Source organism: Marilutibacter maris, from assembly GCF_003233695.1.
Lineage (GTDB): Bacteria > Pseudomonadota > Gammaproteobacteria > Xanthomonadales > Xanthomonadaceae > Marilutibacter > Marilutibacter maris.
The window spans coordinates 2567417-2593986 of the sequence record NZ_CP029843.1 but is presented as its reverse complement, the minus strand read 5'-3'; the positions used below and the strand labels follow the sequence as shown (position 1 = coordinate 2593986).

Genomic DNA, 26570 nt, shown 5'->3' with positions numbered 1-26570 from the left:
TCTGCGGTCGCGTCGACGCGCGGCCAGCGGCCGAAACGCCACAGATGAGCGAGCAAGGGCGCCGCATCCTGTTGGGCAGGGTGCTTGGCGCCTTTGGTCTGCGTGGCGAACTGAAATTCGAATCCTGGACCGAGCCGCGCGCGGCGATCTTCCGCTACCAGCCGTGGATCCTGGTCGATCCCGCCGGCGGCGAGCGCGAGCTGCGCGGGGCGAAGGGACGTGAGAGCGGCAAGTACCTGATCGGGCATCTGCCCGAGGTCACCGACCGCGACGCCGCCGAGGCGCTGCGCGGCACCGAGATCCACGTGCCGCGCGAGGTGCTGCCGCCGCCCAAGCCCGGCGAGTACTACTGGGTCGACCTGGAAGGCCTGCGCGTGGTCACCACCGACGGGGTGGCGCTGGGCACGGTCTCGCACCTGTTCTCGACCGGCGCCAACGACGTGCTGGTCGCCCGCGACGACGAGCGCGAGCGGATGATTCCCTTCGTGCAGCCGCAGTACGTGACCGCCGTCGATTTCGACAACGGCGTGGTCACGGTCGACTGGGACTCGGATTTCTAGTCCGCCGGCCGCGGCCGCCAAGGCCGTATCCTGCCGGTCTCGATCCGGCCCCGCTTCCTGGACCCTCCATGCGCATCGACGTCGTCAGCCTGTTTCCGGAATTCATCGACCAGTGCGCCGCGTTCGGCGTCACCGGACGGGCCGGCGAGCGCGGGCTGCTGTCGCTGCACGGCTGGAACCCGCGCGACTACGCCGAGGGCAACTACCGGCGGGTCGACGACCGCCCGTTCGGCGGCGGTCCGGGCATGGTGATGCTGATCGACCCGTTGCGGGCGGCGATCCGTGCCGCCCGCGCCGCCGCGCCGATGCCGGCGCGGGTGATCTACATGAGCCCGCAGGGCGCGCCGCTGACCCAGGCGAAGGTCCGCGAGCTGGCGGCGATGGATCGGCTGATCCTGCTGTGCGGCCGCTACGAGGGCGTCGACGAGCGCCTGATCCGGGCCGAGGTCGACGAGGAGCTGTCGATCGGCGACTACGTGCTGTCCGGCGGTGAGTTGGCCGCGGCGGTGGTGGTCGACGCGGTCGCGCGGCTGCAGGACGGCGCGCTCAACGATGCCGAATCCGCGGCCCAGGACAGCTTCGAGGCCGACGGCCTGCTGGATTGCCCGCATTACACCCGTCCGGTCGAGCACGAGCTGGGCGGGGTGCCGGAGGTGCTGATGTCCGGCAATCACGCCCATATCGCGCGTTGGCGGCGGATGCAGTCGCTGGGCCGGACCTGGCTGCGACGTCCGGACCTGATCGACGAGGCGGCGCTGTCGCCGGCCGATCGCCGGCTGCTGGATGAATGGCGGGCCAGCGACGAGGGCGTGCAGCCCTTGCCGCCGACGGATCCCGGCAGCGACCGCTAGCATCTGCGGCGGAAAGACCGCTATAATGCGCGGCTTAGCTCCACCCATGCCATGACGCGGGTCCACGTGCACTCGCGCAACAACGTGCCTTCCGGCCCGACCGGACGGCCTAGAAAAGCGACATCAACCAGGCTACGACCATGACCCTCAATACGCTCCTGCAGGAATTCGAAGCCGAACAGGTCCAGCGCAAGCTGCCCCAGTTCAGCCCCGGCGACACCGTCGTCGTCAACGTCAAGGTGAAGGAAGGCAACCGCGAGCGCGTCCAGGCCTACGAAGGCGTGGTCATCGCGATCAAGAACGCCGGCCTGAACTCCTCGTTCACCGTCCGCAAGATCTCGCACGGTTACGGCGTCGAGCGCGTGTTCCAGAACCACAGCGCGATCATCGATTCGGTCCAGGTCAAGCGCCGCGGCAAGGTCCGCGCCGGCAAGCTGTACTACCTGCGCGGCCTGGAAGGCAAGAAGGCCCGCATCAAGGAAGATCTGTCGGCCTACGCCAAGTCCGCCGACTGATCCGCCGCATCCTCCGGGATGCTCCGCGACGGCCGCCTCCGGGCGGCCGTTTGCGTTTCCGACGCCCCGCCCGCATGCGCGCCGCGCGCTAGACTGACGCCATGACCCGCAACGCCCGTTCCAATCCGGCCCAGGCCGTCGAGGCCGTTGCCGGCGTGCGCCTGGACCTGTGGTTGTGGGCCGCGCGCTTCTTCAAGACCCGCAGTCTGGCCAAACACGCCATCGAGCACGGTCGGATCGAGGTCGGCGGCCAGCGCGCCAAGGCCTCGCGCACCTTGCGCGAGGGCGACCGGCTGAAGATCGAGCGCGGCGAGGAGGCGTTCGTGGTCGAGGTGCTGGCGCTCAGCGACCAGCGCGGGCCGGCCACGGTCGCACGCACCCTGTATCGGGAGGACGAGGCCTCGCGCGAGGCGCGCGAACGGCAGCGCGCCCTGCGCGCCGCCGCGCGTACCGGTTACCGGCCGCCGTCCAGCAAGCCCGACAAGCGGGCTCGCCGGTTGATCCGCGCCCTGGGCGATATCGACGCGACCTAGGCGCGGCCGCGGCTCAGCGGCCGCCGCCCAGCAGCGAGCCGCCCAGGCGCATCAGGTCGCCCATGTCCAGGTCGCCGTCGCCGTCCTGGTCGAGCACCGCGCCGAGCAGGCCGCCCTGCATGCCGCCGGCCTGGCGCATGTCGCGGCCTTCCTGGCCGAGCACGTCGCCCAGCGACTGCGGGGTCAGCGCACGGGTGCCGGCCGGAGCCGGTTCGGACGAGAACACCCGCCGCGCCAGATAGGCCATCACGATCGGCGCCAGCATCTTCAGCAGGGCGCCGGCGCGGTCGTTGTCCAGCCCGGTCGCCGCGCCCAGGCCGTTGGTGGCGTTGCGTTGCTGGCCGCCAAGCAGGTGGTCGAGGATGCCGCCGCCCTGGCCGCCGCCGCCGAGGACCGCGCCGAGCACGCCGGCCAGGTCGTTGCCGGAATGGTCGCGTTGCAGCGCCCCAAGCAGGGCTTGCGCGCCCTGAGGCTGGCTGGCGTTGCGTCCCATCGCGCCGACCAGCAGGGGCAGGGCGGCGGAGATCGCCGATTCGGTCTGCGCCGCCGGGATGCCCAGCGACTGCGCCATTTCGGCGGCGGGACGGCCCTGCAACTGGGCGAACAGGTCCTGGACGAGAGGTGTGGTCATGACGGGTCCCGCGATCTGTGGAAACGGCCATCCTAGCCGAGAGATGTTTGCAGACGGTGGAGGGGCTCAGCCGGGCGACTGCAGATCGGGTGACTGCAGGTAGACGGGCAATTCGGTGTTGCGGTGGAAGTCGAATATCAGGTGGGTCTGGATATGCGCGACCTCCTCGCGCTCGGTGAACGCGGTCAGCGCGAACTCGCGCAGGTGCGCGCTGTCGCGCACGCCGACATGGACGAGGAAGTCGTCGGCGCCGGCCAGGTGGTAGAACGCCAGCACTTCGCGCAGCCCCTGCAGGTGGTCCAGAAAGCCGTCGACCATCGGCCGCGAATGGCGCGCCAGCCGCACCGCGACCATCGCCTGCAGACCGATCCCGATCGCCGCCGGGGCGACCTCGGCGTGGTAGCCCTGGATCGTGCGCGACTCGTGCAGGCGACGGATCCGCTCCAGCGCGGTCGAGGGGGCGACCCCGGTCTTTTCGGCCAGGGTCTTGTTCGGTAGCCGCGCATTCTTCCGCAACATCCGCAACAGGGCGACGTCGATTCGGTCAAGCATCGGAACTGCGCCTTTAGATGAAATATCCTTCGGATCATAAGTCAGGGGTCGCATGATCTTCTAGCATCGGCAAATATTCCGATCAGGAGCCTGCGGTGACCCGACTCGAAACCCGTCTTGTCCATGCCGGCCGCGATGGCCTGCGCGAGGCCTGTGTGCACGCGCCGCCGATCGATCTGTCGACCACCTATCCGGTCGCCGATCTCGAGGCCGGCACCGCCAGCTTCGATGCCCTGGTCGCCGGCGAGGCCAGTGCGGCCAATCCGATCTATGCGCGCCTGCACAATCCGACCGTGGCACGGACCGAGAGCGCACTGGCGCGCCTGGAAGGCAGCGAGGCCTGCGTGGCCTTCGGTTCCGGCATGGCGGCGCTGACCGCGGTGCTGATGGCGCGACGCGCGCATGGCGGCCATGTGCTGGTGGTACGGCCGCTGTACGGCACCTCCGACCACCTGCTGGCCAGCGGCCTGTGCGGGCTGGAGGCCGAGTTCGTCACCGCCGACCGCATCGCCGCCTCGATCCGTCCCGATACCGCCCTGGTCATCGTCGAGACCCCGGCCAACCCGACCGTCGACCTGGTCGACATCCGCGCCGCGGTGGCCGCCGCCGGCAGCGTGCCGGTACTGGTCGATTCGACCTTCGCCACCCCGGTGCTGCAGAACCCGCTGGCGCTGGGCGCACGCTACGTGTTGCACAGCGCGACCAAGTTCCTCGGCGGCCACGGCGACGTGATCGCCGGCGTGGTCTGCTGCGAGGACGCACTGGCGCAACCGCTGCGCACGGTGCGCGCGGCGACCGGCGGGCTGCTGCATCCGCTGGCCGCCTACCTGCTGCACCGTGGCCTGCCGACGTTGTCGCTGCGGGTCGAGCGCGCGCAGGCCAACGCGCAGACGCTCGCCGAGCGGCTGGCCGCGCATCCGAGGGTCGCGCGGGTGTTCCATCCGGGGCTGGGCACGGTCCGCAACGCGCACCTGGTCGGCAGCCAGATGGCCGGGCCGGGATCGCTGATGGCCTTCGAACTGGCCGGCGGTTACGACGCCGCGGCGGCGGTGATGCGGGCGGTGCGGTTGATGACGCCGGCGGTCAGCCTGGGCTCGGTCGATACCCTGATCCAGCACCCCTCGGGACTGACCCATCGCGTCGTCGGTGCCGCCGACAAGGCCGCCAACGGCATCACCGACGGCCTGCTGCGGCTGTCGGTCGGCATCGAGCACGTCGACGATCTGTGGAGCGATCTGGCGCAGGCGCTGGACGCCGCGGCGACGGTGCCGGCCGCGCAGGCGGCCTGAACCCCGCCGCCACGAACGAAGAAGCCCGGCTTGCGCCGGGCTTCTTCATTGGGGCCGGGAGCCGTTCGCTCAGACCAGGTCGAAGCGGTCCAGGTTCATCACCTTGTTCCAGGCGGCGACGAAATCCTTGACGAACTTGTCCTGGCCGTCGGTGCTGGCGTAGACCTCGGCCAGTGCGCGCAGCACCGAGTTGGAGCCGAACACCAGGTCGACCCGGGTGCCGGTCCACTTCGCCTTGCCGCTGTTGCGGTCGCGACCCTCGAAGGTCTCGGCGGCCTTCGAGGTCGGCTTCCACTCGGTGCCCATGTCGAGCAGGTTGCGGAAGAAGTCGTTGCTCAGCACGCCCGGACGCTCGGTGAACACGCCGTGGCCGGAACCGCCGTGGTTGCCGCCGAGCACGCGCAGGCCGCCGACCAGGGCGGTCATTTCCGGCGCGGTCAGGGTCAGCAACTGCGCGCGGTCGATCAGCAGATGCTCGGCCGGGATCGAGAACGCACCCTGGCTGTAGTTGCGGAAGCCGTCGGCGACCGGCTCCAGCGGCGCGAACGAGTCGACGTCGGTCTGCTCCTGGGAGGCGTCGGTACGCCCCGGCGAGAACGGCACCTGGATCGACACGCCGGCATCGGCCGCCGCCTTCTCGACCGCGGCGCAGCCGCCGAGCACGATCAGGTCGGCGAGCGAGACCCGCTTGCCGTCGGACTGGGCGCCGTTGAAGTCGGACTGGATGCCTTCCAGCGTCTTGAGCACCTTCGCCAGCTGCGCGGGCTGGTTGGCGTCCCAGTCCTTCTGCGGGGCCAGGCGGATGCGCGCGCCATTGGCGCCGCCGCGCTTGTCGCCGCCGCGGAAGGTCGAGGCCGAGGCCCAGGCGGTGGACACCAGCTCGGACACCGTCAGCCCGGAGGCCAGGAGCTTCTTCTTCAGCGCGGCGATGTCGCCGGCGTCGATCGCCGGGTAGTCGGCGGCCGGCACCGGGTCCTGCCAGATCAGCGCCTCGTCCGGGACTTCCGGACCGAGGTAGCGCGCGCGCGGCCCCATGTCGCGGTGGGTGAGCTTGAACCAGGCGCGGGCGAAGGCGTCGGCGAACTGGTCAGGGTGCTCCAGAAAGCGGCGCGAGATCTTCTCGTAGGCCGGATCGAAGCGCAGCGACAGGTCGGTGGTCAGCATCGTCGGCAGGATCTTCTTCGACGCGTCGAACGCGTGCGGGATCGAGGCTTCAGCGTCCTTGGCGACCCACTGGTGGGCACCGGCCGGGCTCTTGGACAGCTCCCACTCATGGCCGAACAGGATCTCGAAGAAGCTGTTGCCCCATTGGGTCGGGGTCTTCGACCAGGTCACCTCCAGGCCGCTGGTGATCGCGTCGGCGCCCTTGCCGCTGCCGAAGCGGTTGTGCCAGCCCAGACCCTGTTCCTCCAGCCCCGCGCCCTCGGGCTCGGTGCCGACATTGTCGGCCGGGCCGGCGCCGTGGGTCTTGCCGAAGCTGTGACCGCCGGCGATCAGGGCCACGGTCTCCTCGTCGTCCATCGCCATGCGGCCGAAGGTGTCGCGGATGTCCTTGGCCGCGGCGAGCGGGTCGGGGTTGCCGTTGGGGCCTTCGGGATTGACGTAGATCAGGCCCATCTGCACCGCCGCCAGCGGGTTCTCGAGATCGCGCTTGCCGCTGTAGCGCTCGTCGCCGAGCCAGGTGGTCTCGTTGCCCCAGTAGACGTCCTGGTCGGGCTCCCAGGTGTCCTCGCGGCCGCCGCCGAAGCCGAAGGTCTCAAAGCCCATCGTCTCCAGCGCGACGTTCCCGGCGAGGATCATCAGGTCGGCCCAGGAGATCTTCTGGCCGTACTTCTGCTTGATCGGCCACAGCAGCCGACGCGCCTTGTCCAGGCTGACGTTGTCGGGCCAGCTGTTGAGCGGGGCGAAGCGCTGCTGGCCGCGGCCGCCGCCGCCACGACCGTCGCCGATGCGGTAGGTGCCGGCGCTGTGCCAGGCCATGCGGATCATCAGGCCGCCGTAGTGGCCGAAGTCGGCCGGCCACCAGTCCTGCGAGTCGGTCATCAGGGCGGCCAGGTCCTGCTTCAGCGCCGCATAGTCGAGGCTGTTGAAGGCGCTGGCGTAGTCGAAGTCGCCGTCCAGCGGGTTGGAGCGGGACGAGTGCTGGTTGAGCAGGTCCAGGCGCAGCCGCTTGGGCCACCAGTCCTGGTTCTGGGTGCCGCCACCGGCGGTGGCGTGGAAGGGGCATTTTGTTTCGTTGCTGGACATCGGCACTCTCCTTGGGCTGCTTGCGCTGGCTGGCTGTGGTGCGGTCCGGACCGGCCGCGGGGGAGCGCGGCGACGCAACGGCGTCGGTGGCGCCGGCACGGACCATTGACGGGGCCGGTCGCGTTCCGCCGTTGCCGATCGCGGGGCCACCGGATCACGGTACGCCCGTGCTATTGATTTCTGAAATCGAATGTTCTGTATGAATCAATAGGTTTTTGCTATTGACTGCGGCGGTCGCCCCGAGCGTGCGGGACCGGGCCATCGGGCGACCCATCATGCGCCGGGGCCGATGACGAAATCGTGGGGGCGGACATCGGGGGCCGGCATCGGGACGCTGCGGTTACCATGAGGCTCCGTCCTCACCCGCCTGTCCGTCCATGAGTACGTCCCAAACGCTCGCCGCCGCGCCTTCCGATCTACTCGGCCAGTGCGCCGGGCACTTCCGCGATCGCGGCTTCAGCGTGCTGCGCGGGGTGCTGGCGCCGGCCGAGGCCGAGTTGTGCGCCAACTACGCGGTGATGCAGACCGGCGTGCCCGGCTACTTCACCCGCGAGGACAGCCTCGGTTCGCAGGGACGCTACGCCGACACCCTCGGCGAGTGCCTGCTGCTGCGCCTGCTGCCGCTGATGGAGCGGGTCGCCGACGGCCCACTGCATCCGTGCTACTCGTATCTGCGCGTCTACATGCCCGGTGCCGAACTGCCGCGCCATCTCGACCGGCCGTCGTGCGAGATCAGCACCTCGTTGACCCTGGGCTTCGACGCCGCGTGTCCGTGGACGCTGGGGATCCAGTCCGAGGGCGAGGACCTCGAACTGCCGCTGGGGCCGGGCGACATGCTGGCCTATCGCGGCGCCGATCTGCCGCACTGGCGCGGGCGTTTCGACGGCCGCTACTGGGTGCAACTGTTCCTGCACTACGTGCGCGCCGACGGCCAGTTCGCCGAATACCGCTTCGACGGCCGCGAGCGGATCGGGCCGTTCGATCCCAGCCGCCAGACCCGCCGTTTCGACGCCGCCCACGCAACCGGTGCCGGTGCGACGGGCGAGGGCGCCTAGGCGCTGTCGCCGAGCTCGCCGTAGCGGCTGGCCAGCACCACCACGTAGCCGTCGGGATCGCGCAACCAGCACTCGCGGTGGTTCGCGCGCGGATTCACCTGCGGCGGTTCGATGATCTCGGCCCGCAGCTGCCGCGCCCGGGCCACCGCGGCATCGAAGTCGTCGACCCGGAACCACAGCAGGGTGCCGTAGCCGTGCGCGGCGGCGTCGGGATCGCCGAGGTTGGCGTGGCCGTGTTCGCCCCAGGCGTGCAACTGCATGAAGAACTCGTCCTCGCCGTGGGCGAGCAGCTGTTCGTAGTGGTCGCCGCCGTGGCCGCTGCGGCAGTCCAGCAGGGTGCGGTACCAGGCGCTGCTGGCGGCGACATCGCGCACCGCGATCAGGGTCTGCATCTTCATGGCCGGCGTCCTTTGCTCTGCATCGTGAAGGGGACTACTCGCGCTGCAGCTGCTTGAGCCGGTACAGCGCTTCCAGCGCCTGCTTGGGCGTCAGTTCGTCCGGGTCGAGCCCGGCCAGTGCCTCCATCGCCGCCGACGGCGCCGAGAACAGACTGGCCTGGCGTGGCGCGTCGAGGGTGTCGGGCACCATCGGCGCTGGCGTCGGCGCATCGTGGCCGCGCTGCTCCAGTTCGGCCAGGCGCGCCTTGGCCTGCTGCACGACCGCTCTCGGCAGTCCGGCCAGCGCCGCGACCTGCAGGCCGAAGCTGCGATTGGCCGGGCCGTCCTTGACCGCGTGCATGAACACCAGGCGGTCGCCATGGACCTTGTCGTGATGCTCGACCGCGTCCAGGTGCACGTTGGCGATGCCGTTGTCCTCGGCCAGCGCGGTCAGCTCGAAGTAGTGGGTCGCGAACAGGGTCCAGGCGCGGTTGTTCGCGGCCAGGTGGCGCGCGCAGGCCTCGGCCAGGGCGAGGCCGTCGTAGGTCGAGGTGCCGCGGCCGATCTCGTCCATCAGCACCAGCGAGCGATCGGTCGCGTGGTGGAGGATGTAGCTGGTCTCGCTCATCTCGACCATGAAGGTCGACTGGCCGCGGGCGAGGTCGTCGCCGGCGCCGATGCGGGTCAGGATGCGGTCGATCGGTCCGATCTGCGCGCGCGCCGCCGGCACGAAGCTGCCGATGTGCGCGAGCAGCACGATCAGCGCGTTCTGCCGCATGTAGGTGCTCTTGCCGCCCATGTTGGGACCGGTGATCACCAGCATCCTGCGACCGTTGCCGTCGGCGCTGTCGTCGAGGATCAGGTCGTTGGGCTCGAACGGGTCCTCGCGCACCGCTTCGACCACCGGGTGGCGGCCGCGCTCGATGCACAGCTTCGGTTCGTCGGTCAGTTCCGGGCGCGACCAGTCCAGCACCTGCGCGCGTTCGGCCAGTCCGGCCAGCACGTCCAGTTCCGACAGCGCGGCGGCGCAGGTCTTCAGCTGCGGCAGGCGCTCGTTGAGCGCGTCCAGCAATTGCTCGTAGAGCAGGCGTTCGCGGGCGAGGGCGCGTTCGCGCGCCGACAGCACCTTGTCCTCGAACGTCTTCAGCTCCTCGGTGATGTAGCGCTCGGCGTTGGTCAGGGTCTGGCGACGGGTGTAGTGGGTCGGCGCCTTGCCGGCCTGCGCTTTGCTGATCTCCAGGTAGTAGCCGTGCACGCGGTTGTAGCCGACCTTGAGGGTCGGAATGCCGGTGGCCTCGCGCTCGCGGGTCTCCAGGTCGACCAGGAACTGGTCGGCGTTCTCCGACAGCCGCCGCAGCTCGTCCAGCTCGGCATCGTGGCCCTCGGCGAACACGCCGCCGTCGCGCGCCAGCACCGGCGGCTGCTCGACGATGGCCGAGGCCAGCAGCGCGGCATGGTCGTCGTGCTGGCCGAGCTCCTCGACCAGGGCGGACAGGCGCGGCGCGTCCAGCGCCTGCAAGCGTTCGCGCACCGCCGGCAGCAGGCCGAGGCCGTCGCGCAGGGTCGACAGGTCGCGCGGGCGCGCGCTGCGCAGGGCGATCCGCGACAGGATGCGCTCGAGGTCGCCGAGCGCGCGGAACTGTTCGCGCAGGTCGTCGCCGGCGCCGGATTCGATCAGGGTCTCGACCGCCTGGTGGCGCAGCCGCAACGGCGCGCGCTCGCGCAGCGGCCGGTGCAGCCAGCGTCGCAGCAGCCGTCCCCCCATCGGGGTGACCGTGCTGTCGAGCACGCCGAGCAGGGTGTGGCGGGTGTCGCCGTCGACCCGGGTATCGAGTTCGAGGTGACGCCGGGTCGCGGCGTTCATCGCGATCGCGCCGTCGCCGGACTCGACCGCGATCGAACTCAGGTGCGGCAGGCGCTGCTTCTGGGTCTCCTCGACATAGCCGAGCAGGGCGGCGGCGGCGGCGATCGACAGCGGTTTGTCGTCGATGCCGAAGCCCGACAGGTCGTGCAGCTTGAAGAAGCGCAGCAGCTGGCGGCGGCCGCTGTCGGCGTCGAACAGCCACGGTGCGCGCCGGCGCAGGCCGCCGCGCTCGAGCACGAAGGCCGGCCAGCCTTCCTCGTCGGCGACCAGGGTCTCGGCCGGCTCCAGGCGGGCCAGCTCGGCTTCCAGCGCGTCCTCGCTGGCGACCTCGTTGACCATGAAGCGGCCGGCGGCGAGGTCGGCCCAGGCCAGACCATAGCGCTCCTTGCCGCGCGCGACCGCCAGCAGCAGGGTGTCGCGGCGCTCGTTGAGCAGCGCTTCGTCGGTGACCGTGCCCGGGGTGATGATCCGCACCACCTTGCGCTCGACCAGGCCCTTGCTCGCGGCCGGGTCGCCGATCTGCTCGCAGATCGCGACCGACTCGCCCAGCGCCACCAGCCGCGCCAGGTAACTCTCGGCCGAGTGGTGCGGCACGCCCGCCATCGGGATCGGCGCGCCGCCGGAGCTGCCGCGCTGGGTCAGGGTGATGTCGAGCAGGCGCGCGGCCTTGCGCGCGTCGTCGTAGAACAGTTCGTAGAAATCGCCCATCCGGAAGAACAGCAGCACGTCCGGATGCTCCGCCTTGGCGGCGAAGAACTGTTTCATCAGGGGGGTGTGTTCGGGCGTCTTGTCGGCGCTCTTGGGCATTCGGTTCGCTGCGGTCGGTCTGTCGGGGGGCGCGGATGGGGCGCGGACGCCGATTGTAGCGGTTGCGGGGTGGGCGCCGTCGTCGTCCGGGATGGGCCACGGCGGCCGGTTCGCCGCCGACGCCCGCGACCGTGGCCGCTCAGCGCAGCAGCAGGACCGGGATCGCGCAGGTGCGCAGGACCTCGGTGGTGGTGCTGCCGACGATCAACTGGCGGATCCGCGAGTGGCCGTAGGCACCCATCACCAACAGGTCGATCCCGCGTTCGGCGACCTGCGCGGCGATGACCGCGTCGGCGGTGCCCGGCACCGTCGCGGTCTCGATCGCGAAACCGGCTTCGCGCAGTTGCGCCGCCGCGTCGTCCATGCCCGCGGCAGCGTCGCCGGCGGCGAGCAATACCCCGGGCAGGCCCTTCAGCAACGGACTGGCGGCGACCATGTCCACGCACTTGCGGGTGGTGGCGCTGCCGTCGAAGGCGATCATGAACCGTTGCACCGGCCGGAACGCCCGCGAGGCCACCAGCACCGGGCGTCGTACCGCGCGGACCACGCGCTCCAGGTTGCTGCCCAGGTGTCCCTTGGCGAAGTCGGCATGCTCGCCGCGCTTGCCGATCACGAACAGCCGCACCTGTTCCTCGGCGTCGAGCAGGTTGTCGACCAGGGCGCCGTGGCGGAGCCGGGTGTCGGCTTCCAGGTCGAAGCGCTCCCTGACCTGCGAGGCCGCGTGTTCGAGCAGGCTCCGGCCCTGTTCCTGGGCCAGCCTCGCGCGCTCGGCATCGAGCGTCGCGAGCTGCTCGAGCAACGCCTCGCGGCTGTCGAGCGCCAGGTTGCCGCTGAGGTCCCGGCTGGACCCGGTGCCGTTGCGGTCCAGCGCGTGCATCAGCGCCAGCGGCGCCCGCATCCGCGATGCGGCCCAGCCGGCGTGATCGGCGACGCTGTCGGCGTAACCGGAGGGGTCGAGTGCGGCGAGCACCTGGCCGTCGTTCCTGATCAATGAATTCATCGCATCGGCTCCTCGGTCAGTGGCCGCCCATCAGGCGTTCGGCATCGGGTTTGTCGTGCACGCCGAGGCGGTCGACGATGGTCCGGCTGGCCTGGTTCAGACCGACGATATCGACCTGGGCGCCCTCGCGCCGGAACCGGATCACCACCTTGTCCAGCGCGCCGACCGCGCTCAGGTCCCAGAAGTGCGCGTCGGAGACGTCGATGACCACCCGGTCCAGCGCCTCCCTGAAATCGAACGAGGCGGCGAAGCGCTCGGCCGAAGCGAAGAATACCTGGCCGGTCACCGTGTAGGTCCGCTCGCGGCCGTCGGCGCTCGCGCTCGAGGCCACGTGCAGGACCTGGCCGACCTTGCGGGCGAAGAACAGCGCCGACAGCAGTACCCCGGTCAGCACGCCCTTGGCCAGGTCGTGGGTGAACACGGTGACCACCACCGTGCCGATCATCACCACGCTGGAGCTGCGCGGGTGGGTGCGCAGGTTCCGGATCGAGCCCCAGCTGAAGGTGCCGATCGAGACCATCACCATGACCGCGACCAGCGCGGCCATCGGAATCTGCTTGACCCAGGGGCCGGCGAACACGACCAGGATCAGCAGCACCACGCCGGCGATCAGGGTCGACAGGCGCCCGCGTCCACCGGACTTCACGTTGATCACCGACTGGCCGATCATCGCGCAGCCGGCCATGCCGCCGATGAAGCCGGTGGCGATGTTGGCCACGCCCTGGCCGGCGCATTCGCGGTTACGGTCGCTGGGCGTGTCGGTCAGCTCGTCGACGATCTGCGCGGTCAGCAGCGATTCCAGCAGGCCGACCACCGCCAGGGTCGCCGAGACCGGCGCGATGATCCGCAGCGTCTCCAGGTTCCACGGCACCTCCGGCAGCAGGAACACCGGCAGGCTGTCGGGCAGTTCGCCCATGTCGCCGACCGTGCGGATGTCCAGCCCCAGCCAGATCGCCACCGCGGTCAGCACCACGATTGCGACCAGCGGCGACGGGATCGCCTTCGTCAGCCGCGGGAACAGGTAGATGATCGCCAGCCCGGCCGCGGTCATCGCGTACACCTGCCAGCTCACCCCGGTCAGTTCCGGCAGCTGGGCCATGAAGATCAGGATCGCCAGCGCATTGACGAAGCCGGTGACCACCGAGCGCGAGACGAAGCGCATCAGCGAGCCGAGTTTCAGCGCCCCGGCGAGGATCTGGAACACGCCGGTCAGCAGGGTCGCGGCGAGCAGATACTGCAGGCCGTGGTCCTTGACCAGGTCGACCATCACCAGCGCCATCGCGCCGGTCGCCGCCGAGATCATGCCCGGGCGGCCGCCGGTGAAGGCGATCACCACCGCGATCGAGAACGAGGCGTACAGGCCGACCTTGGGGTCGACGCCGGCGATGATCGAGAACGCGATCGCCTCGGGGATCAGGGCCAGGGCGACGACGAGTCCGGCAAGGACGTCGCCGCGGATGTTGGAGAACCATTGCTGGCGGAGGGTATGGGACATGAGCGGAGTCCGCCGCACCGAGGCGCAGCATTTGAGAGGCGGAGGGGGTGCGGGGGCCGGTCAGCCGGGAGGACGGCTGGGTGCGCGGAGGTCGGGACGGGGCGACCGGAACACCGTCGGCGAACACGGCGCGCAATGATACCGGAAGCCGGTCACGGCCGGGGCGGGACCGGCGTCTGTTGCGATGCGGCATGCGCGGGCCGGCGGACGTGTTAGTTTCGGCACCGTTCCAGGCCGTACGGAAGGCGTTCGGGGGGTACTGGGGTACCCTGGCGCCGCCGGGGCGATTGCCGCGGCATCGCCGGGCTTGACGCAACGCAAGAGACCACGCTTCTGGTTTCACGCCACGGAAGGGGTGAGTGTTGGCTGACCATCGATCCATGCACTTCAGGGGAGGAGTGTGATGAATGTCCGCAAGCCCGTGACTCGCAAGCCCGCAATTCGCAAGCCCGCAATTCGCAAGCCCGCCCCCCGTCTGCTGGTCCTGTCCATCGCCTGCGCGCTGGCGACGGTGCCGGTGGCGCAGGCGCGCGCGCAGGACGCCGTCGCCACGGATGCCGACCCGCAGGACGAGGCGCGGACGACCACCCTCTCGGGCCTGGTCGTCACCGCGCAGAAGCGCGAGGAGATCCTGCAGGACGTGCCGATCGCGATCACCGCGCTGCCCGAGCAGTTGCTGCAGGACACCGGCGTGCGCGACATCAAGGATGTCCAGTTGCTGGTGCCGGGGCTGACCGTCAGCAGCACCCAGAGCGAGGTGCAGACCGTGGCCCGCATCCGCGGCATCGGCACGGTCGGCGACAACGCCGGCCTGGAGTCGTCGGTCGGTGTGGTGATCGACGGCGTCTACCGGCCGCGCAATGGCGTCGGTTTCGGCGATCTGGGCGAGATCGAGCGGATCGAGGTGCTCAAGGGCCCGCAGGGCACGGTGTTCGGCAAGAACACCTCGGCCGGCGTGATCAATGTCATCACCCGCCGCCCCGACTACAACACCTATGTCGACGGCGAGCTGACTGTCGGCAACTACGGCGCGCTCGGCGTGGCCGGAACCTTCAACAGCGCGCTGGGCGAGAACTCGGCGCTGCGCGTCTACGCCGCCAAGCGTCAACGCGACGGCTGGGTCGACGTGCATACCGGCGGCGGCCCCCGGCGCGAGGACGAGGACTACGACCAGAACTTCCATTCGCTGCGCGGCCAGTTGCTGCTGGAGCCGACCGACACCCTCGACATCAACTTCATCGCCGACTTCACCAGCCGCGAGGAGAACTGCTGCACCGCGGTGACCCTGGTTCGCGGCGCGACCGCCCCGATCATCGACGCGCTGGCGCCGGACGAGGGTGTGATCCCGGTCGCCGATCCGTCCAGGCGCGAGGTCTGGAGCAACCGCAGCACCGAGCAGGACCTGAAGGACAAGGGCCTGTCGATGGAGGTGAACTGGGAGACGCCGTGGTTCGGCGGCGCGACCCTGACCTCGATCACCGCCAGCCGCGACTGGGAGGCGATCAATGGCCTGGATTTCGACTTCAGCACCGCCGACCTGATCTACCGCAATGCCGACCGCGACGAGTCCTTCACCGGCTTCGAGACCCTGACCCAGGAGCTGCGCCTGACCGGATCGACCGACGCCTTCGACTGGATGGTCGGCGCGTTCTATTCCGACGAGGACCTCAAGCGCAACGATTCCTACCGGGTCGGCGCCGGCTACGAGCCCTACGTCTCGACCCTGGTGTTCCAGCGGGTCGCCGCGGGGGTGACCGGCTTGGGCCTGCCGATCGACACCAGCAATCCGGCGGCGTTCTTCTCGCAGGTCACCGGACAGCCGTTCGGCACCGGTTTCTCGGGCCTCGGCGCGCTCGACCGCTATCAGCAGAATGCCAAGAGCTACGCGTTGTTCACCAACAACACCTGGCATGCGACCGATGCGCTCGATCTGACCCTGGGCCTGCGCTACACGCGCGAGGACAAGGAGCTGGATTCGGTCTACAGCAATCCCAACGGCAGCCCCGGCTGCGCGGCGGCGCTGGCCGATCCCGCCGGCGGCGTGGCCCAGGCCCTGCTGGCGCGCGGGGTCCCGCTGGGCGCGCTGACCCCCGAACAGCAGGCCGCGTTGCTGGGCCAGCTGGCGCCGCAGGTGGTGGGGTTCATGTGCCTGCCGTGGGCGAACGCCCTGCACAACGGCCGGAGCAGCCACCAGGAGCGCGAGGAAAAGGAATGGTCGGGCACGCTCAAGGCGGCCTACCGCTGGAACGATTCGGTGATGACCTACGTGTCGGCCGCGCGCGGCTACAAGGCCGGCGGCTTCAACCTTGACCGGGTGCAGTCGGCCGACGGCCAGTCCAGCAGCGGCGCCGGCATCGTTCCGGTCGCCGACACCTCGTTCCCGGGCGAGTTCGTCGACAGCTACGAGCTGGGCGCCAAGACCACCTGGATGGACGGCAACCTGCTGCTCAACGCGACCCTGTTCCACCAGACCTACGAGGACTTCCAGCTCAACAGCTTCCTCGGCACCAGCTTCGTGGTGCGCTCGATCCCCGAGGTCGTCTCGCAGGGCATCGATACCGAGGTGCTGTGGCAGACGCCGATCGAGGGCCTGATGGTGCAGGGCGGCCTGACCTACGCCGACACCCGCTACGGCGACGAGACCCCGACCGCCGAATTCGTGTTCCCGGGGCCGCTTTACAAGCTGCCCGGCAGCCGCGCCAGCTTCGCGCCGCTGTGGTCGGGTTCGGCCTCGGTGACCTACCAGTGGGAGTTCGGCGGCAACCTGATGGGCCGCTTCAACATCGGCGGCAAGTACATGTCCGACTTCAACACCGGCTCGGACCTGGACGCGGAGAAGGTGCAGGAAGGGTACGCGGTGTTCAATGCGCGCCTGGGCATCGGCTCGCGCGACCGCCGCTGGATGGTTGAGTTGTGGGGCCAGAACATTTTCGACGAGGACTACATCCAGGTCGCCTTCGACGCGCCGTTGCAGGCGCCGGGGTCGCCGGCGCCGGGCGATCCGCTCAACTCCTACAACGGCTTCCCGGGCGCGCCGGCGATGTACGGGGTGACCCTGCGCGTCCATTACTGAGTCGCCGCCAACGGTGCGGCGAAGCCCGCGCGGACGGCGCTAGAACCGCCGTCCGCGACCGGTATAGTTGGAGCCATGAACGCAGACATCACCGACATCGCCCTGCGCCAGCTCGCCGAGCAGGTGGCGCAGACCGCGATCGCCCAGCACCACCGACTGGTCAGCGCCGAGAGCTGCACCGGCGGCTGGATCGCCAAGTCGCTGACCGACGTGTCCGGCGCCTCCGACTGGTTCGAATGCGGCATGACCGCCTACAGCTACGAGGCCAAGCAGGCCCTGCTCGGGGTCCAGCCTCACACCCTGGAAGAGCACGGCGCGGTCAGCCGCGAGACGGTGATGGAGATGGTCTCCGGCGCGCTGGTGCATTCCGGTGCCACCGCCGCGGTCGCGGTGACCGGCATCGCCGGACCCACCGGCGGCACCGAGGACAAGCCGGTTGGCACGGTCTGGATCGCCTGGAAGCGTCGCGGCGGCTATCCGACCGCGGTGGTGTTCCACTTCGACGGCGACCGCGACGCGATCCGCCGGCAGACCGTCGCCGCGGCCCTGCACGGCATGATCGAGCTGATGAGCTGAGTGGACTCGGGACTCGGGAGAGGGTCTTCGTAGGAGCGGCGCAAGCCGCGATTCCCAGGCTGCGCCCGGGAATCCCCAAGGTTTGCTGTGCAAACCTCGGGCCCCGCCGTTGCGCTGCCACACCCCCATTCGCATCTGCGATGCGAATCGCCCCCTGACTCAGGGGGGAACGATATCCGGCTGCGCGCGGATATCTCCCAAAGTTTGCTGCGCAAACCTTGGGCCCCGCCGTTGCGCTGCCACACCCCCATTCGCGCTGCGCGCGAATCGCCCCCTGACTCAGGGGGGAACGATATCCGGCTGCGTGCGGATATCTCCCAAAGTTTGCTGCGCAAACCTCGGGCCCCGCCGCTGCGCTGCCACACCCCCATTCACGCTGCGCGCGAATCGCCCCCTGACTCAGGGGGCTGGGTCACCTGCCCTGATATCGTAGGAGCGGCGTAAGCCGCGATGGGCCTTTCGCGTCGGACCCAATCGCGGCCTACGGGAGCCCACGTCCGGCGGCGCTGGGGCGGGGGCTTGACTTGGCGGGAACCGGGTTAGTAGCATTGCTACTAACATGAATGTCACCGACACCCAGCGCGCCATCTGGCAATTGATCGCCGAGCGGATCGAGGCCGAGGGCATGCCGCCCTCGCAGACCGAGATCGCCCGCGCGATGGGCTTCAACAGCGTGCGCGCGGCCCAGTACCACCTGGAGGCGCTGGAGCTGGCCGGGGTGATCGAGCGCGTGCCCGGGCGCGCCCGCGGCATCCGCCTGTGCCGTCTGCCGGAAGGAATGGACGCGGCCTCGCCGGCGCAAGCGGCCGCCAACGACGATGCGCTGCGCCTGCCGGTGCTGGGTCAGGTCGCCGCCGGCGTGCCGATCGGCGCCGACATCGGTTCCGACCAGGTGCTGCTGCTGGACCGCAACTTCTTCTCGCCGGCGCCGGACTACCTGCTGCGGGTCAAGGGCGACTCCATGCGCGACGAGGGCATCTTCGACGGCGACCTGATCGGCGTGCACCGCACCCGCGATGCACGCTCCGGGCAGATCGTGGTCGCCCGGATCGACGACGAGATCACCGTCAAGCTGCTCAAGCTGGGCAAGGAGAAGATCCGGCTGCTGCCGCGCAATCCCGACTTCGCGCCGATCGAGGTCCAGCCCGGCCAGGACTTCGCCATCGAGGGGCTGTACTGCGGGCTGGTGAGGCCGAGCCGCTGATGGCCGTCCTCGCTGCCTGCGCGGCCGGGTCGAGATCGGAAGCTTCCTATCCCTTCGCAGGTCGTGCCCCGATCCGGCGCGGCCGGTTTTACCGAGCGATCCACGGCGGATCGGCGAGCAATCTGATGGCCGGGCGGGGAATCTCAGTCTCTGCGAACGCCGCCCCCTAGACTCATCCCATACCCCTCAGCGACCTACAAGGATTCCACGATGGACGAGAACAAGAAGCGCGCCCTCTCAGCCGCCCTGGGCCAGATCGAAAAGCAGTTCGGCAAAGGCTCGGTCATGCGCATGGGCGACCGGGTGGTCGAGGCGGCCGAGGTGATCGGGACCGGTTCGCTGATGCTGGACATCGCGCTGGGCATCGGTGGCCTGCCCAAGGGTCGCGTGGTCGAGATCTACGGACCGGAGTCCTCCGGCAAGACCACCCTGACCCTGCAGGCGATCGCGCAGTGTCAGAAGGCCGGCGGCACCGCCGCCTTCATCGATGCCGAGCATGCGCTGGACCCGATCTATGCGGCCAAGCTCGGCGTCAACGTCGACGAGCTGCTGCTGTCGCAGCCCGATACCGGCGAGCAGGCGCTGGAGATCGCCGACATGCTGGTGCGCTCGGGCGCGGTCGACATGGTCGTGGTCGACTCGGTCGCCGCGCTGACCCCCAAGGCCGAGATCGAGGGCGAGATGGGCGACCAACTGCCCGGCCTGCAGGCCCGCCTGATGAGCCAGGCGCTGCGCAAGCTGACCGGCAACATCAAGCGCAGCAACTGCCTGGTGATCTTCATCAACCAGCTGCGCATGAAGATCGGCATCATGATGCCCGGCCAGAGCCCCGAGACCACCACCGGCGGCAATGCGCTGAAGTTCTATGCCTCGGTGCGCCTGGACATCCGCCGTATCGGCGCGATCAAGAAGGGCGACGAGATCATCGGCAACCAGACCCGGATCAAGGTGGTCAAGAACAAGATGGCGCCGCCGTTCAAGCAGGTCATCACCGAGATCCTGTACGGCGAAGGCATCTCGCGCGAAGGCGAGCTGATCGACATGGGCGTGAACGCCAAGATCGTCGACAAGGCGGGCGCCTGGTACAGCTACGGTGACGAGCGGATCGGGCAGGGCAAGGAAAACGCCCGCAACTACCTGAAGGAGAACCCCGAGGTCGCGACCAGGCTCGAGAACGCCCTGCGCGAGCAGTTCGTGCCGGCCGAGGCCAACCGCGACGAGGACGGTGGTGACGAGGATTGATTCATGCGTCTGCCGACGGTCACGGCGGCGGACGATGGCATCGGTGCGGTCCGGCGACAGGTGCCGGGCCCAACGGCGCTGAGCGGGATGGACGAGGACAAGGACAATCCGGACCGGGCGAAGGACGCCCATGGGGTCGGGCGGCGCAGGACGCGGCCGCACCGTACCCCGATCCAGCGGGCCCTGGGCCTGCTGGTGCGGCGCGAACACTCGCGGCGCGAGTTGATCGACAAGCTTGCCACGCGCGGGCTGGAGCGCGACGAGGCCGAGGCGGCGGTCGACCGGCTGGCCGAGCAAGGCTGGCAGGACGATGGCCGCTTCGCCGAGCAACTGGTGCGCAGTCGCGCCGGCACCGGCTACGGCCCGATCAGGATCCGTGCCGAGCTGGCGATGCACGGTCTCGACGGCGAGGCGGTCGAGGCCGCGATGGCGACATTCGACGGCGACTGGTACGAGCTTGCCCGGGCCCTGGTCGAGCGTCGCCACGGCGGCGGCGAGGCGCTCAGGGACCTCTCGACCCGGCGCAAGGCCGCCGACATGCTCGCCCGTCGCGGCTTCGCCGGCGACCAGATCCGCGCGGCCACACGTTTCGACCCGGATGAAATGATCTGAGTCCGGTGTCGTCCGCGACCTTGGCCGGCGCGACCGGGAAGGACAGGACGGGAAGGACGCGAGTGCGTCCCGTTGCCGGTGCGGGCGCCGCGCCGTGTCGCCGCGGCAGCGGCTTTGAGGCGGGCCGGACCCGTGTCGGCGGCCGTTCAGCGGCGCGGCCGTGCCGGCCATACGCGAAAGCGCCCTGGCACAGGACACATCGCCCGTGCCGGCCTGTTAGGCTATCGAGCTTTCCGACTGGTTGCCTGACCCGGCCGTCGACCCCATCCTGAGGGCGGCAACGGGGCCCGGCGGCCCCGGCCCAGCCCCCGATAGCGCCAGGCATGAGCACTTCTTCCGACACCGCCCGCAAGATCAGCACCAATCAGGTCCGTAGCGACTTCCTCGAGTTTTTCCGTGGCAAGGCCCACACCATCGTGCCGTCGGCGCCGCTGGTGCCGGCCAACGACCCGACCCTGCTGTTCACCAATTCGGGCATGGTGCAGTTCAAGAACGTGTTCCTCGGCAGCGAGAAGCCCGGCTACGTGCGCGCGGCCGACGTGCAGCGCTGCCTGCGTGCCGGCGGCAAGCACAACGATCTCGACCAGGTCGGCTACACCGCCCGCCACCACACCTTTTTCGAGATGCTGGGCAACTGGTCGTTCGGCGACTATTTCAAGGAAGAGGCGATCCAGTGGTCCTGGGAGCTGCTGACCGGGCTCTGGAAACTAGACGCGCAGCGACTGACTGTCACCGTCTACCACGACGACGACGAAGCCTATGCGATCTGGCACGACCGGATCGGAGTGCCGGCCGAGCGGATCATCCGCATCGGCGACAACAAGGGTGCGCCGTACGCGTCGGACAACTTCTGGCAGATGGCCGACACCGGCCCCTGCGGCCCCTGCACCGAGATCTTCTACGACCACGGCCCGCAGATCCCGGGCGGCCCGCCCGGCTCGCCCGACGAGGACGGCGACCGTTTCATCGAGATCTGGAACCTGGTCTTCATGCAGTTCGACCGCCAGCCCGACGGCACCCTGGTGCCGCTGCCGGCACCCTGCGTCGACACCGGCATGGGCCTGGAGCGGATCGCCGCGGTCCTGCAGGGCGTGCATGGCAACTACGAGATCGACCTGTTCCAGCACCTGATCGCCGCCGCCGGCCGGTTGACGTCCACCGCCGACCTGGACAACAAGTCGCTGCGGGTGATCGCCGACCATATCCGCGCCTGCGCCTTCCTGGTCGTCGACGGCGTGCTGCCCAGCAACGAGGGCCGCGGCTACGTACTGCGCCGGATCATCCGTCGCGCGCTGCGCCACGGCTGGATGCTCGGTCAGAAACAGCCGTTCTTCCACCGCATGCTGACGCCGCTGATCGAGGTGATGGGTTTGGCTTATCCCGAACTGGTCGACAAGCGCGAGCTGATCGAGCGCGCACTGCTGGCCGAGGAGGAGCGCTTCGCCGAAACCCTCGACGCCGGCATGCGCATCTTCGACGAGGTCGCGGCCCGCGCCGACGGCACCATCCCCGGTGCCGACGCGTTCCGCCTCTACGATACCTACGGCTTCCCGGCCGACCTGACCGCCGACATCGCCCGCGAGCGCGGCCTGTCGGTGGACATGGACGGCTTCGAGGCCGCGATGGAGCAGCAGCGCGAGACCGCGCGTGCCGCCGGCAAGTTCGGCAATGCGACCCGTCTGCCGGCCGAGCTGGCGACGCAGCTGCCGGCGACCGCCTTCCTCGGCTACGACCGCCTGACCGAAGGGGGGCTGGAAGTGCTGGCGCTGCTGCGCGACGGCGTTCCGGTCGAGCGCCTGGAGGCGGGCGAGGCCGGGGTGGTGATCCTCGACCGCACCCCGTTCTACGCCGAAAGCGGCGGTCAGGTCGGCGATGCCGGCGAGCTCGACGAGGCCGGGACCCGTTTCGTGGTCGAGGACACGCTGAAGTTCGCCGGCCAGTTCCATGGCCACGTCGGCCGCTTGCTGGCCGGCAGCCTCAAGCGCGGCGATCGCATCCTCGGCGCGGTCGACGCGACGCGCCGCCAGGCCACCGTCCTCAACCATTCCGCGACCCACCTGCTGCACGCCGCGCTGCGTGCAGTGCTGGGCGAGCACGTGACCCAGAAGGGCTCGCTGGTCGCGCCCGACCGCCTGCGCTTCGACTTCGCCCACTTCCAGCCGGTATCGGCCGACGAGCTGGCCGAGATCGAGCGTCGGGTCAATGCCGAGATCCGCGGCAACCATGCCGCCGAGGTCCATCACATGGGCATGCAGGAGGCGTTGGAGTTCGGCGCCCTGGCCCTGTTCGGCGAGAAGTACGGCGACGAGGTGCGGGTGCTGCGCATGGGCGAGGCCTCGACCGAGCTGTGCGGCGGCACCCACGTCGCCCGCACCGGCGATATCGGCTTGTTCAAGATCGTCTCCGAGGGGGGCGTTTCCGCCGGCGTGCGCCGGATCGAGGCCTTGACCGGGCAGGGCGCGCTCGACCATGTCGCCCTCGAGGAGGCGCGGCTGGGCGAGGCGGCCGGCCTGCTTGGCGGCCAGGCGGCCGATGTCGGCGACAAGCTGCGGGCCCTGATCGAGCGCCAGAAGAAGCTCGAGCGCGAGCTGGAAGCCCTCAAGGCCAAGGCGGCGGCGGGTGCGACCTCCGATCTGGCCGGGTCCGCGGTTGAAATCCGTGGAATACGAGTAGTGTCAGAACGTCTGGAAGGATTTGACGCCAAGGCGCTGCGCGAGGCGGTGGACCGCCTCAAGCAGCAGCTCGGAGATGCGGTTATCGTTCTTGCGGGGGCCGCCGGGGGCAAGGCCGCCCTCGTGGCCGGAGTCAGCGGCAGCGCGGCTGGCCGGGTCAAGGCGGGGGAACTGATCGGCTTCGTGGCCGGTCAGATCAACGGCAAGGGCGGTGGTCGTGCCGACATGGCCCAGGGCGGTGGCGACGACGCTCCGCAGCTGGGGGCGGTCCTGGCCGGGGTGCCGGCCTGGGTTGAACAGCGCCTGAGTTGAGTACGGCTGTGAGTGTTTTGCCGCTTGTGGCGAGCTCCGTGCGATAGGATAATTGTGAATTGTGTTTTTCACCGGAAGCGTCACCTGTTCTTGGCGGCAGTGACGCAATCGTCGGCGCGGAAGCGCCGGCATGAGGAGATTTCTCGATGCTAATCCTGACGCGTCGCGTCGGTGAGACCCTGATGATCGGCGACACGGTGACCGTCACCGTGCTCGGCGTGAAGGGCAACCAGGTGCGTATCGGTATCACGGCCCCGAAAGATGTGGCGGTGCACCGCGAAGAGATTTATCAGCGTATCCAGCGCGGCGAAAACGCGCCGGACGATGCTGGCAAGGCGGCAGGCTAAGAAAAAGTTTGCCGTGGGAGAGGTGAGCCGTTATGCTTTCCGCCCCGCACAGGCTTGCGTGTGTCGCGGAGAGTTGCCCGAGAGGCTGAAGGGGCTCCCCTGCTAAGGGAGTATAGGGTCAAAAGCTCTATCGAGGGTTCGAATCCCTCACTCTCCGCCAGTTCTTCCCGCCCGGGATCCATGGCTGCCATGGTCGCCCCCGGGACCGCCATTTCCGGCAAGAGAGGAACACGCGACGGACCCAGGTTCACCGACCTGATCGTCGTGGCGACGGCTTGCCCGGATCGCATCGTTTCACGCGATTCCTTCATCGTTGTCGATGATCGGGCGGGCTTGATGTCGTGTTGGGCATCGCTTGCGACCGGATGAATTTCTTCTGATGGACGCACGACGATGACGGTGAAAAAGTTGGACGAAAATTGTTGACGAAGTGGTTATCTGCAGTCATAATTTTCCGACTACGCGCCCGTAGCTCAGCTGGATAGAGCACCAGGCTACGAACTTGGGGGTCGGAGGTTCGAATCCTTCCGGGCGCGCCATACAAGACGCAAAAGGGCCGACGAGAAAATCGTCGGCCCTTTTGTTTTGCGCGCATGCGCATTGTCATGTCCGCGCTCGCATGCGGCGATGGACGACGGCTGTGCCGCTCAGGTGGAGGGGAACATCTGGGTGCGCAGTCGCGTGTAGCCGCTGCCGAGCGCGCCGAGCACGCGTGCGCAGGCGCGCTTGAGGGCGCCCCCGTAGCGACGCTCGATCTGCACGTGCACCAGGTGCGAAAGCAGCAGTACCAGGGCCAGGGTACCCCAGAACACCAGATGCGGATTGAGGGTGGGGTAGGCGATGTTGAACGCCATGTAGCCGATGTTCTGGTGGATCAGGTACAGCGGGTAGGTCAGCGCGCCGGCGGTCACCCAGCGGCGCCTGCCGAAGCGGCCGGTCCGGCGGGTGGCGATCAGCAGCATCACCACGAAATAGCCGGCGATGATCGCGGCCACCACGATCTCGTTCATGTCGGTATTGAAGTGGCGCTCGAATCCGGCGATGCCGCCGAGCGATTCGCGCATCGCCAGCACGAAACAGATGGCGATCATGCCGTAGCGGAACCACGAGCCGCCGCGCGACCAGATCAGGAAACAAGCCGCGCCGGCGATGAAGTAGGCCGAGTAGTCGGCGATCAGCAAGCGGCGCAGCGGGCCGACCGGGAACAGCTCCAGCACGATCGTCGCCAGCAGCCACAGCGCCAGGAAGATCTGCGCCTGCCCGATCCTGCCCAGCATCAGCACCGCGCCGACCAGGGCATAGAACTGCAGCTCGACGAACAACGACCAGTAGACCCCGTCGATGGACGGCACGCCGACGAAGCCGCTCAGCATCGTCATGTTGACCAGGTACTGGGGCAGCGAAGCCGAGAAGCGGTCGCCTCCGAACAGCAGGATCGCGACGAAGGTCAGCGTGCAGCAGGCCCAGAACGCCGGATACAGGCGGGCGATCCGCGAGGCCACGAACTTGCGCAGGTCGCCGTTCGCGGCGGTCATCAGGATGACGAAGCCGCTGATCATGAAGAACAGCTCGACGCCCTTGAAACCGTATTTTGCGATCGGTTCCAGCAGCGGGTAGGGCATGAGGGTGCGATCGCCGCCGGCGTAGCCGCGGAACGCGTAGTGAAAGAACACCACCGCCAGCGCCGCGATGAAGCGCAGCAGGTCGATCTCGTTGACCCGCTGCCGCGCAGACGCGGACGGGCGCTCGGGCACCGGTCCGGCGAGCGTCGCCGCGGACGTGGATTCGGTGGGGCGCTCGGACTCGGCCATCGGCTGCCTCAACCGGTGGCCTGGAGGCCCTCATCGGGCAGGCTTTCCCCATGCGCGCCCGCCTGCGCCGCCTCTCGCGTCCCTGCCGACACCGCATCGTTGGCCAGCCTGAAGTAGAAGCCGTGGTAACACTCCACGTCGTGTTCGGGCGAGAACGGCACGCGCAGGTTGCGCTCGTGCGATTCCCAATGGTCCTCCAGCCTGTAGCCCAGGCGCTCCATGCTGGACACGAAGTCCGGCACCGCGGAAACCCGGTACGGGCAGATCGCGAATCCGATGTTCTGCAGGGTGAAGTAGTTGAGCCGGCGGTGCATCGGCGTCAGGTTGATCAGCACGTGCGCCGGCCGCTTGCGCAGCGGCTCCAGCAGCTCGGCCAGGGTGTATTCCAGATACTGCAGCGCGCCGCAGGAGATCATCACGTCGTTGCCGTCGACCTGTTCGCGGGCGTCGGTGAAGTGGAGCAGGCCGCGTTCATCGCGGCGTCCGGCCAGGTCGCGGCCGGCGACGACCACCGAATGGACATCGTGGACGGTCCAGCGCATGTCAGGCGGATAGTCGATGTAGCGCGAGAAGCCGTAGTAGCTGATGCCGATATGGCCGCCCAGGTCGAAGACGCTGCGGCTGCCCTGGGCCAGCAGGCGCGAGATCCAGTGGATCATCGGAAAGTCGCTGACCCTGACCTGGTCGAGCCGGTCGTGGTACATGCGTCCGGACGCGTTCACGTCATACGACTTGGGCAGGGTCGCCGGGGCCGCGGCGGCCGCTTCCGCATAGCTGCCGTAGATGCCGTAGTAGCAGGCCTCCTCCTGGAACGGTCGCTGGAACATGCGCCGGTACACCGGTGCGGCCAGCCGCCGCACGCCCGGCAACTGGGCCGCTTCGGCGGCGATCCTGCGCAATCCGCTGCGGGTTTCGGCGAGAGTGTCGTGCGCCACCTTCGGACCT

At 69.1% G+C, this 26570-nt stretch carries 22 protein-coding genes and 2 tRNA genes; 15 read left to right on the top strand and 9 right to left on the bottom strand.

The genetic code is table 11. The features are described 5' to 3' along the window. Positions 1–44 precede the first annotated feature (44 nt). The 4 genes from rimM (at position 45) to C9I47_RS11290 (ending at position 2459) form a co-directional block, all read left to right on the top strand. The gene (gene rimM, locus C9I47_RS11305; protein ID WP_111266832.1) at positions 45–560 is read left to right on the top strand and encodes a ribosome maturation factor RimM; all 516 of its coding nucleotides are present in this window, start codon (positions 45–47) and stop codon (positions 558–560) included. A 68-nt stretch (positions 561–628) separates the two neighbouring features. Further along, complete coding sequence (gene trmD, locus C9I47_RS11300) at positions 629–1411, top strand: tRNA (guanosine(37)-N1)-methyltransferase TrmD (protein ID WP_111266831.1); 783 nt, start codon at positions 629–631, stop codon at positions 1409–1411. A 140-nt stretch (positions 1412–1551) separates the two neighbouring features. Then, complete coding sequence (gene rplS / locus C9I47_RS11295; RefSeq protein ID WP_111266830.1) at positions 1552–1926, top strand: 50S ribosomal protein L19; 375 nt, start codon at positions 1552–1554, stop codon at positions 1924–1926. Between the two features lie 101 nt (positions 1927–2027). Then, positions 2028–2459 (top strand): RNA-binding S4 domain-containing protein, encoded by a 432-nt coding sequence (locus C9I47_RS11290; protein WP_111266829.1) that lies wholly within the window; start codon positions 2028–2030, stop codon positions 2457–2459. A 13-nt stretch (positions 2460–2472) separates the two neighbouring features. On the opposite strand, the gene C9I47_RS11285 is transcribed toward C9I47_RS11290, so the two are convergent. Both C9I47_RS11285 and C9I47_RS11280 read right to left on the bottom strand, forming a co-directional pair. Beyond that, positions 2473–3090: a DUF937 domain-containing protein gene (locus C9I47_RS11285; protein ID WP_111266828.1), complete on the bottom strand. Its 618-nt coding sequence runs from the start codon at positions 3088–3090 to the stop codon at positions 2473–2475. 66 nt (positions 3091–3156) lie between these two features. Next, the gene (locus tag C9I47_RS11280; RefSeq protein WP_111266827.1) at positions 3157–3642 is read right to left on the bottom strand and encodes an Lrp/AsnC family transcriptional regulator; all 486 of its coding nucleotides are present in this window, start codon (positions 3640–3642) and stop codon (positions 3157–3159) included. A 95-nt stretch (positions 3643–3737) separates the two neighbouring features. Here C9I47_RS11280 and C9I47_RS11275 point away from each other — a divergent pair, with 95 nt between their 5' ends. Continuing rightward, on the top strand, positions 3738–4931 hold the full coding sequence (locus C9I47_RS11275; protein ID WP_111266826.1) for a trans-sulfuration enzyme family protein: 1194 nt from the start codon (positions 3738–3740) through the stop codon (positions 4929–4931). 69 nt (positions 4932–5000) lie between these two features. Here the strand turns inward: C9I47_RS11275 and katG are convergent, their stop codons facing one another. Beyond that, positions 5001–7178, bottom strand: a complete 2178-nt coding sequence (katG, locus tag C9I47_RS11270; RefSeq protein ID WP_111266825.1) for a catalase/peroxidase HPI — start codon at positions 7176–7178, stop codon at positions 5001–5003. A gap of 377 nt (positions 7179–7555) precedes the next feature. Here katG and C9I47_RS11265 point away from each other — a divergent pair, with 377 nt between their 5' ends. Then, positions 7556–8233, top strand: coding sequence for a hypothetical protein (locus C9I47_RS11265; RefSeq protein WP_145985501.1), 678 nt, complete (start codon positions 7556–7558; stop codon positions 8231–8233). On the opposite strand, the gene C9I47_RS11260 is transcribed toward C9I47_RS11265, so the two are convergent. The 4 genes from C9I47_RS11260 to C9I47_RS11245 all read right to left on the bottom strand — a co-directional run bounded on the left by C9I47_RS11260 (position 8230) and on the right by C9I47_RS11245 (position 13776). Next, a complete protein-coding gene (locus C9I47_RS11260) occupies positions 8230–8631 on the bottom strand; it encodes a VOC family protein (RefSeq protein ID WP_111266823.1) in 402 nt (133 codons plus the stop codon). The two genes, C9I47_RS11265 and C9I47_RS11260, sit on opposite strands and share 4 nt — an antisense overlap. A gap of 34 nt (positions 8632–8665) precedes the next feature. Continuing rightward, positions 8666–11281 carry a DNA mismatch repair protein MutS gene (gene mutS, locus C9I47_RS11255; RefSeq protein ID WP_111266822.1) on the bottom strand — a complete coding sequence of 872 codons (2616 nt, stop codon included), beginning with the start codon at positions 11279–11281 and terminating at the stop codon, positions 8666–8668. Between the two features lie 139 nt (positions 11282–11420). Then, entirely contained in the window at positions 11421–12281 is an 861-nt protein-coding gene (locus C9I47_RS11250; protein WP_111266821.1) for a universal stress protein, read from the bottom strand. A gap of 16 nt (positions 12282–12297) precedes the next feature. Beyond that, entirely contained in the window at positions 12298–13776 is a 1479-nt protein-coding gene (locus C9I47_RS11245; RefSeq protein WP_111266820.1) for a SulP family inorganic anion transporter, read from the bottom strand. 403 nt (positions 13777–14179) lie between these two features. On the opposite strand from C9I47_RS11245, the gene C9I47_RS11240 reads away from it, so the two are divergent. The 9 genes from C9I47_RS11240 to C9I47_RS11200 all read left to right on the top strand — a co-directional run bounded on the left by C9I47_RS11240 (position 14180) and on the right by C9I47_RS11200 (position 24353). Next, positions 14180–16849 carry a TonB-dependent receptor gene (locus tag C9I47_RS11240; RefSeq protein ID WP_111266819.1) on the top strand — a complete coding sequence of 890 codons (2670 nt, stop codon included), beginning with the start codon at positions 14180–14182 and terminating at the stop codon, positions 16847–16849. A 75-nt stretch (positions 16850–16924) separates the two neighbouring features. Then, complete coding sequence (locus C9I47_RS11235; protein ID WP_111266818.1) at positions 16925–17425, top strand: CinA family protein; 501 nt, start codon at positions 16925–16927, stop codon at positions 17423–17425. A gap of 559 nt (positions 17426–17984) precedes the next feature. After that, on the top strand, positions 17985–18629 hold the full coding sequence (gene lexA, locus C9I47_RS11230; protein ID WP_111266817.1) for a transcriptional repressor LexA: 645 nt from the start codon (positions 17985–17987) through the stop codon (positions 18627–18629). A gap of 210 nt (positions 18630–18839) precedes the next feature. Then, entirely contained in the window at positions 18840–19871 is a 1032-nt protein-coding gene (gene recA, locus C9I47_RS11225) for a recombinase RecA (protein WP_111266816.1), read from the top strand. A gap of 87 nt (positions 19872–19958) precedes the next feature. Beyond that, entirely contained in the window at positions 19959–20483 is a 525-nt protein-coding gene (recX, locus tag C9I47_RS11220) for a recombination regulator RecX (RefSeq protein WP_111268102.1), read from the top strand. Positions 20484–20806: 323 nt separating this feature from the next. Beyond that, positions 20807–23467, top strand: a complete 2661-nt coding sequence (gene alaS / locus C9I47_RS11215; protein ID WP_111266815.1) for an alanine--tRNA ligase — start codon at positions 20807–20809, stop codon at positions 23465–23467. Between the two features lie 146 nt (positions 23468–23613). Next, positions 23614–23814 (top strand): carbon storage regulator CsrA, encoded by a 201-nt coding sequence (gene csrA, locus C9I47_RS11210; protein WP_111266814.1) that lies wholly within the window; start codon positions 23614–23616, stop codon positions 23812–23814. A gap of 67 nt (positions 23815–23881) precedes the next feature. Then, positions 23882–23974: transfer RNA gene (locus C9I47_RS11205), tRNA-Ser, on the top strand. 302 nt (positions 23975–24276) lie between these two features. Next, positions 24277–24353 (top strand) — tRNA-Arg (locus C9I47_RS11200). Between the two features lie 108 nt (positions 24354–24461). On the opposite strand, the gene C9I47_RS11195 is transcribed toward C9I47_RS11200, so the two are convergent. Together C9I47_RS11195 and C9I47_RS11190 are read right to left on the bottom strand one after the other, a co-directional pair. After that, entirely contained in the window at positions 24462–25625 is a 1164-nt protein-coding gene (locus C9I47_RS11195) for an acyltransferase family protein (protein ID WP_111266813.1), read from the bottom strand. Between the two features lie 8 nt (positions 25626–25633). Then, the gene (locus C9I47_RS11190) at positions 25634–26560 is read right to left on the bottom strand and encodes a methyltransferase, TIGR04325 family (protein ID WP_111266812.1); all 927 of its coding nucleotides are present in this window, start codon (positions 26558–26560) and stop codon (positions 25634–25636) included. Between the last annotated feature and the right edge of the window lie 10 nt (positions 26561–26570).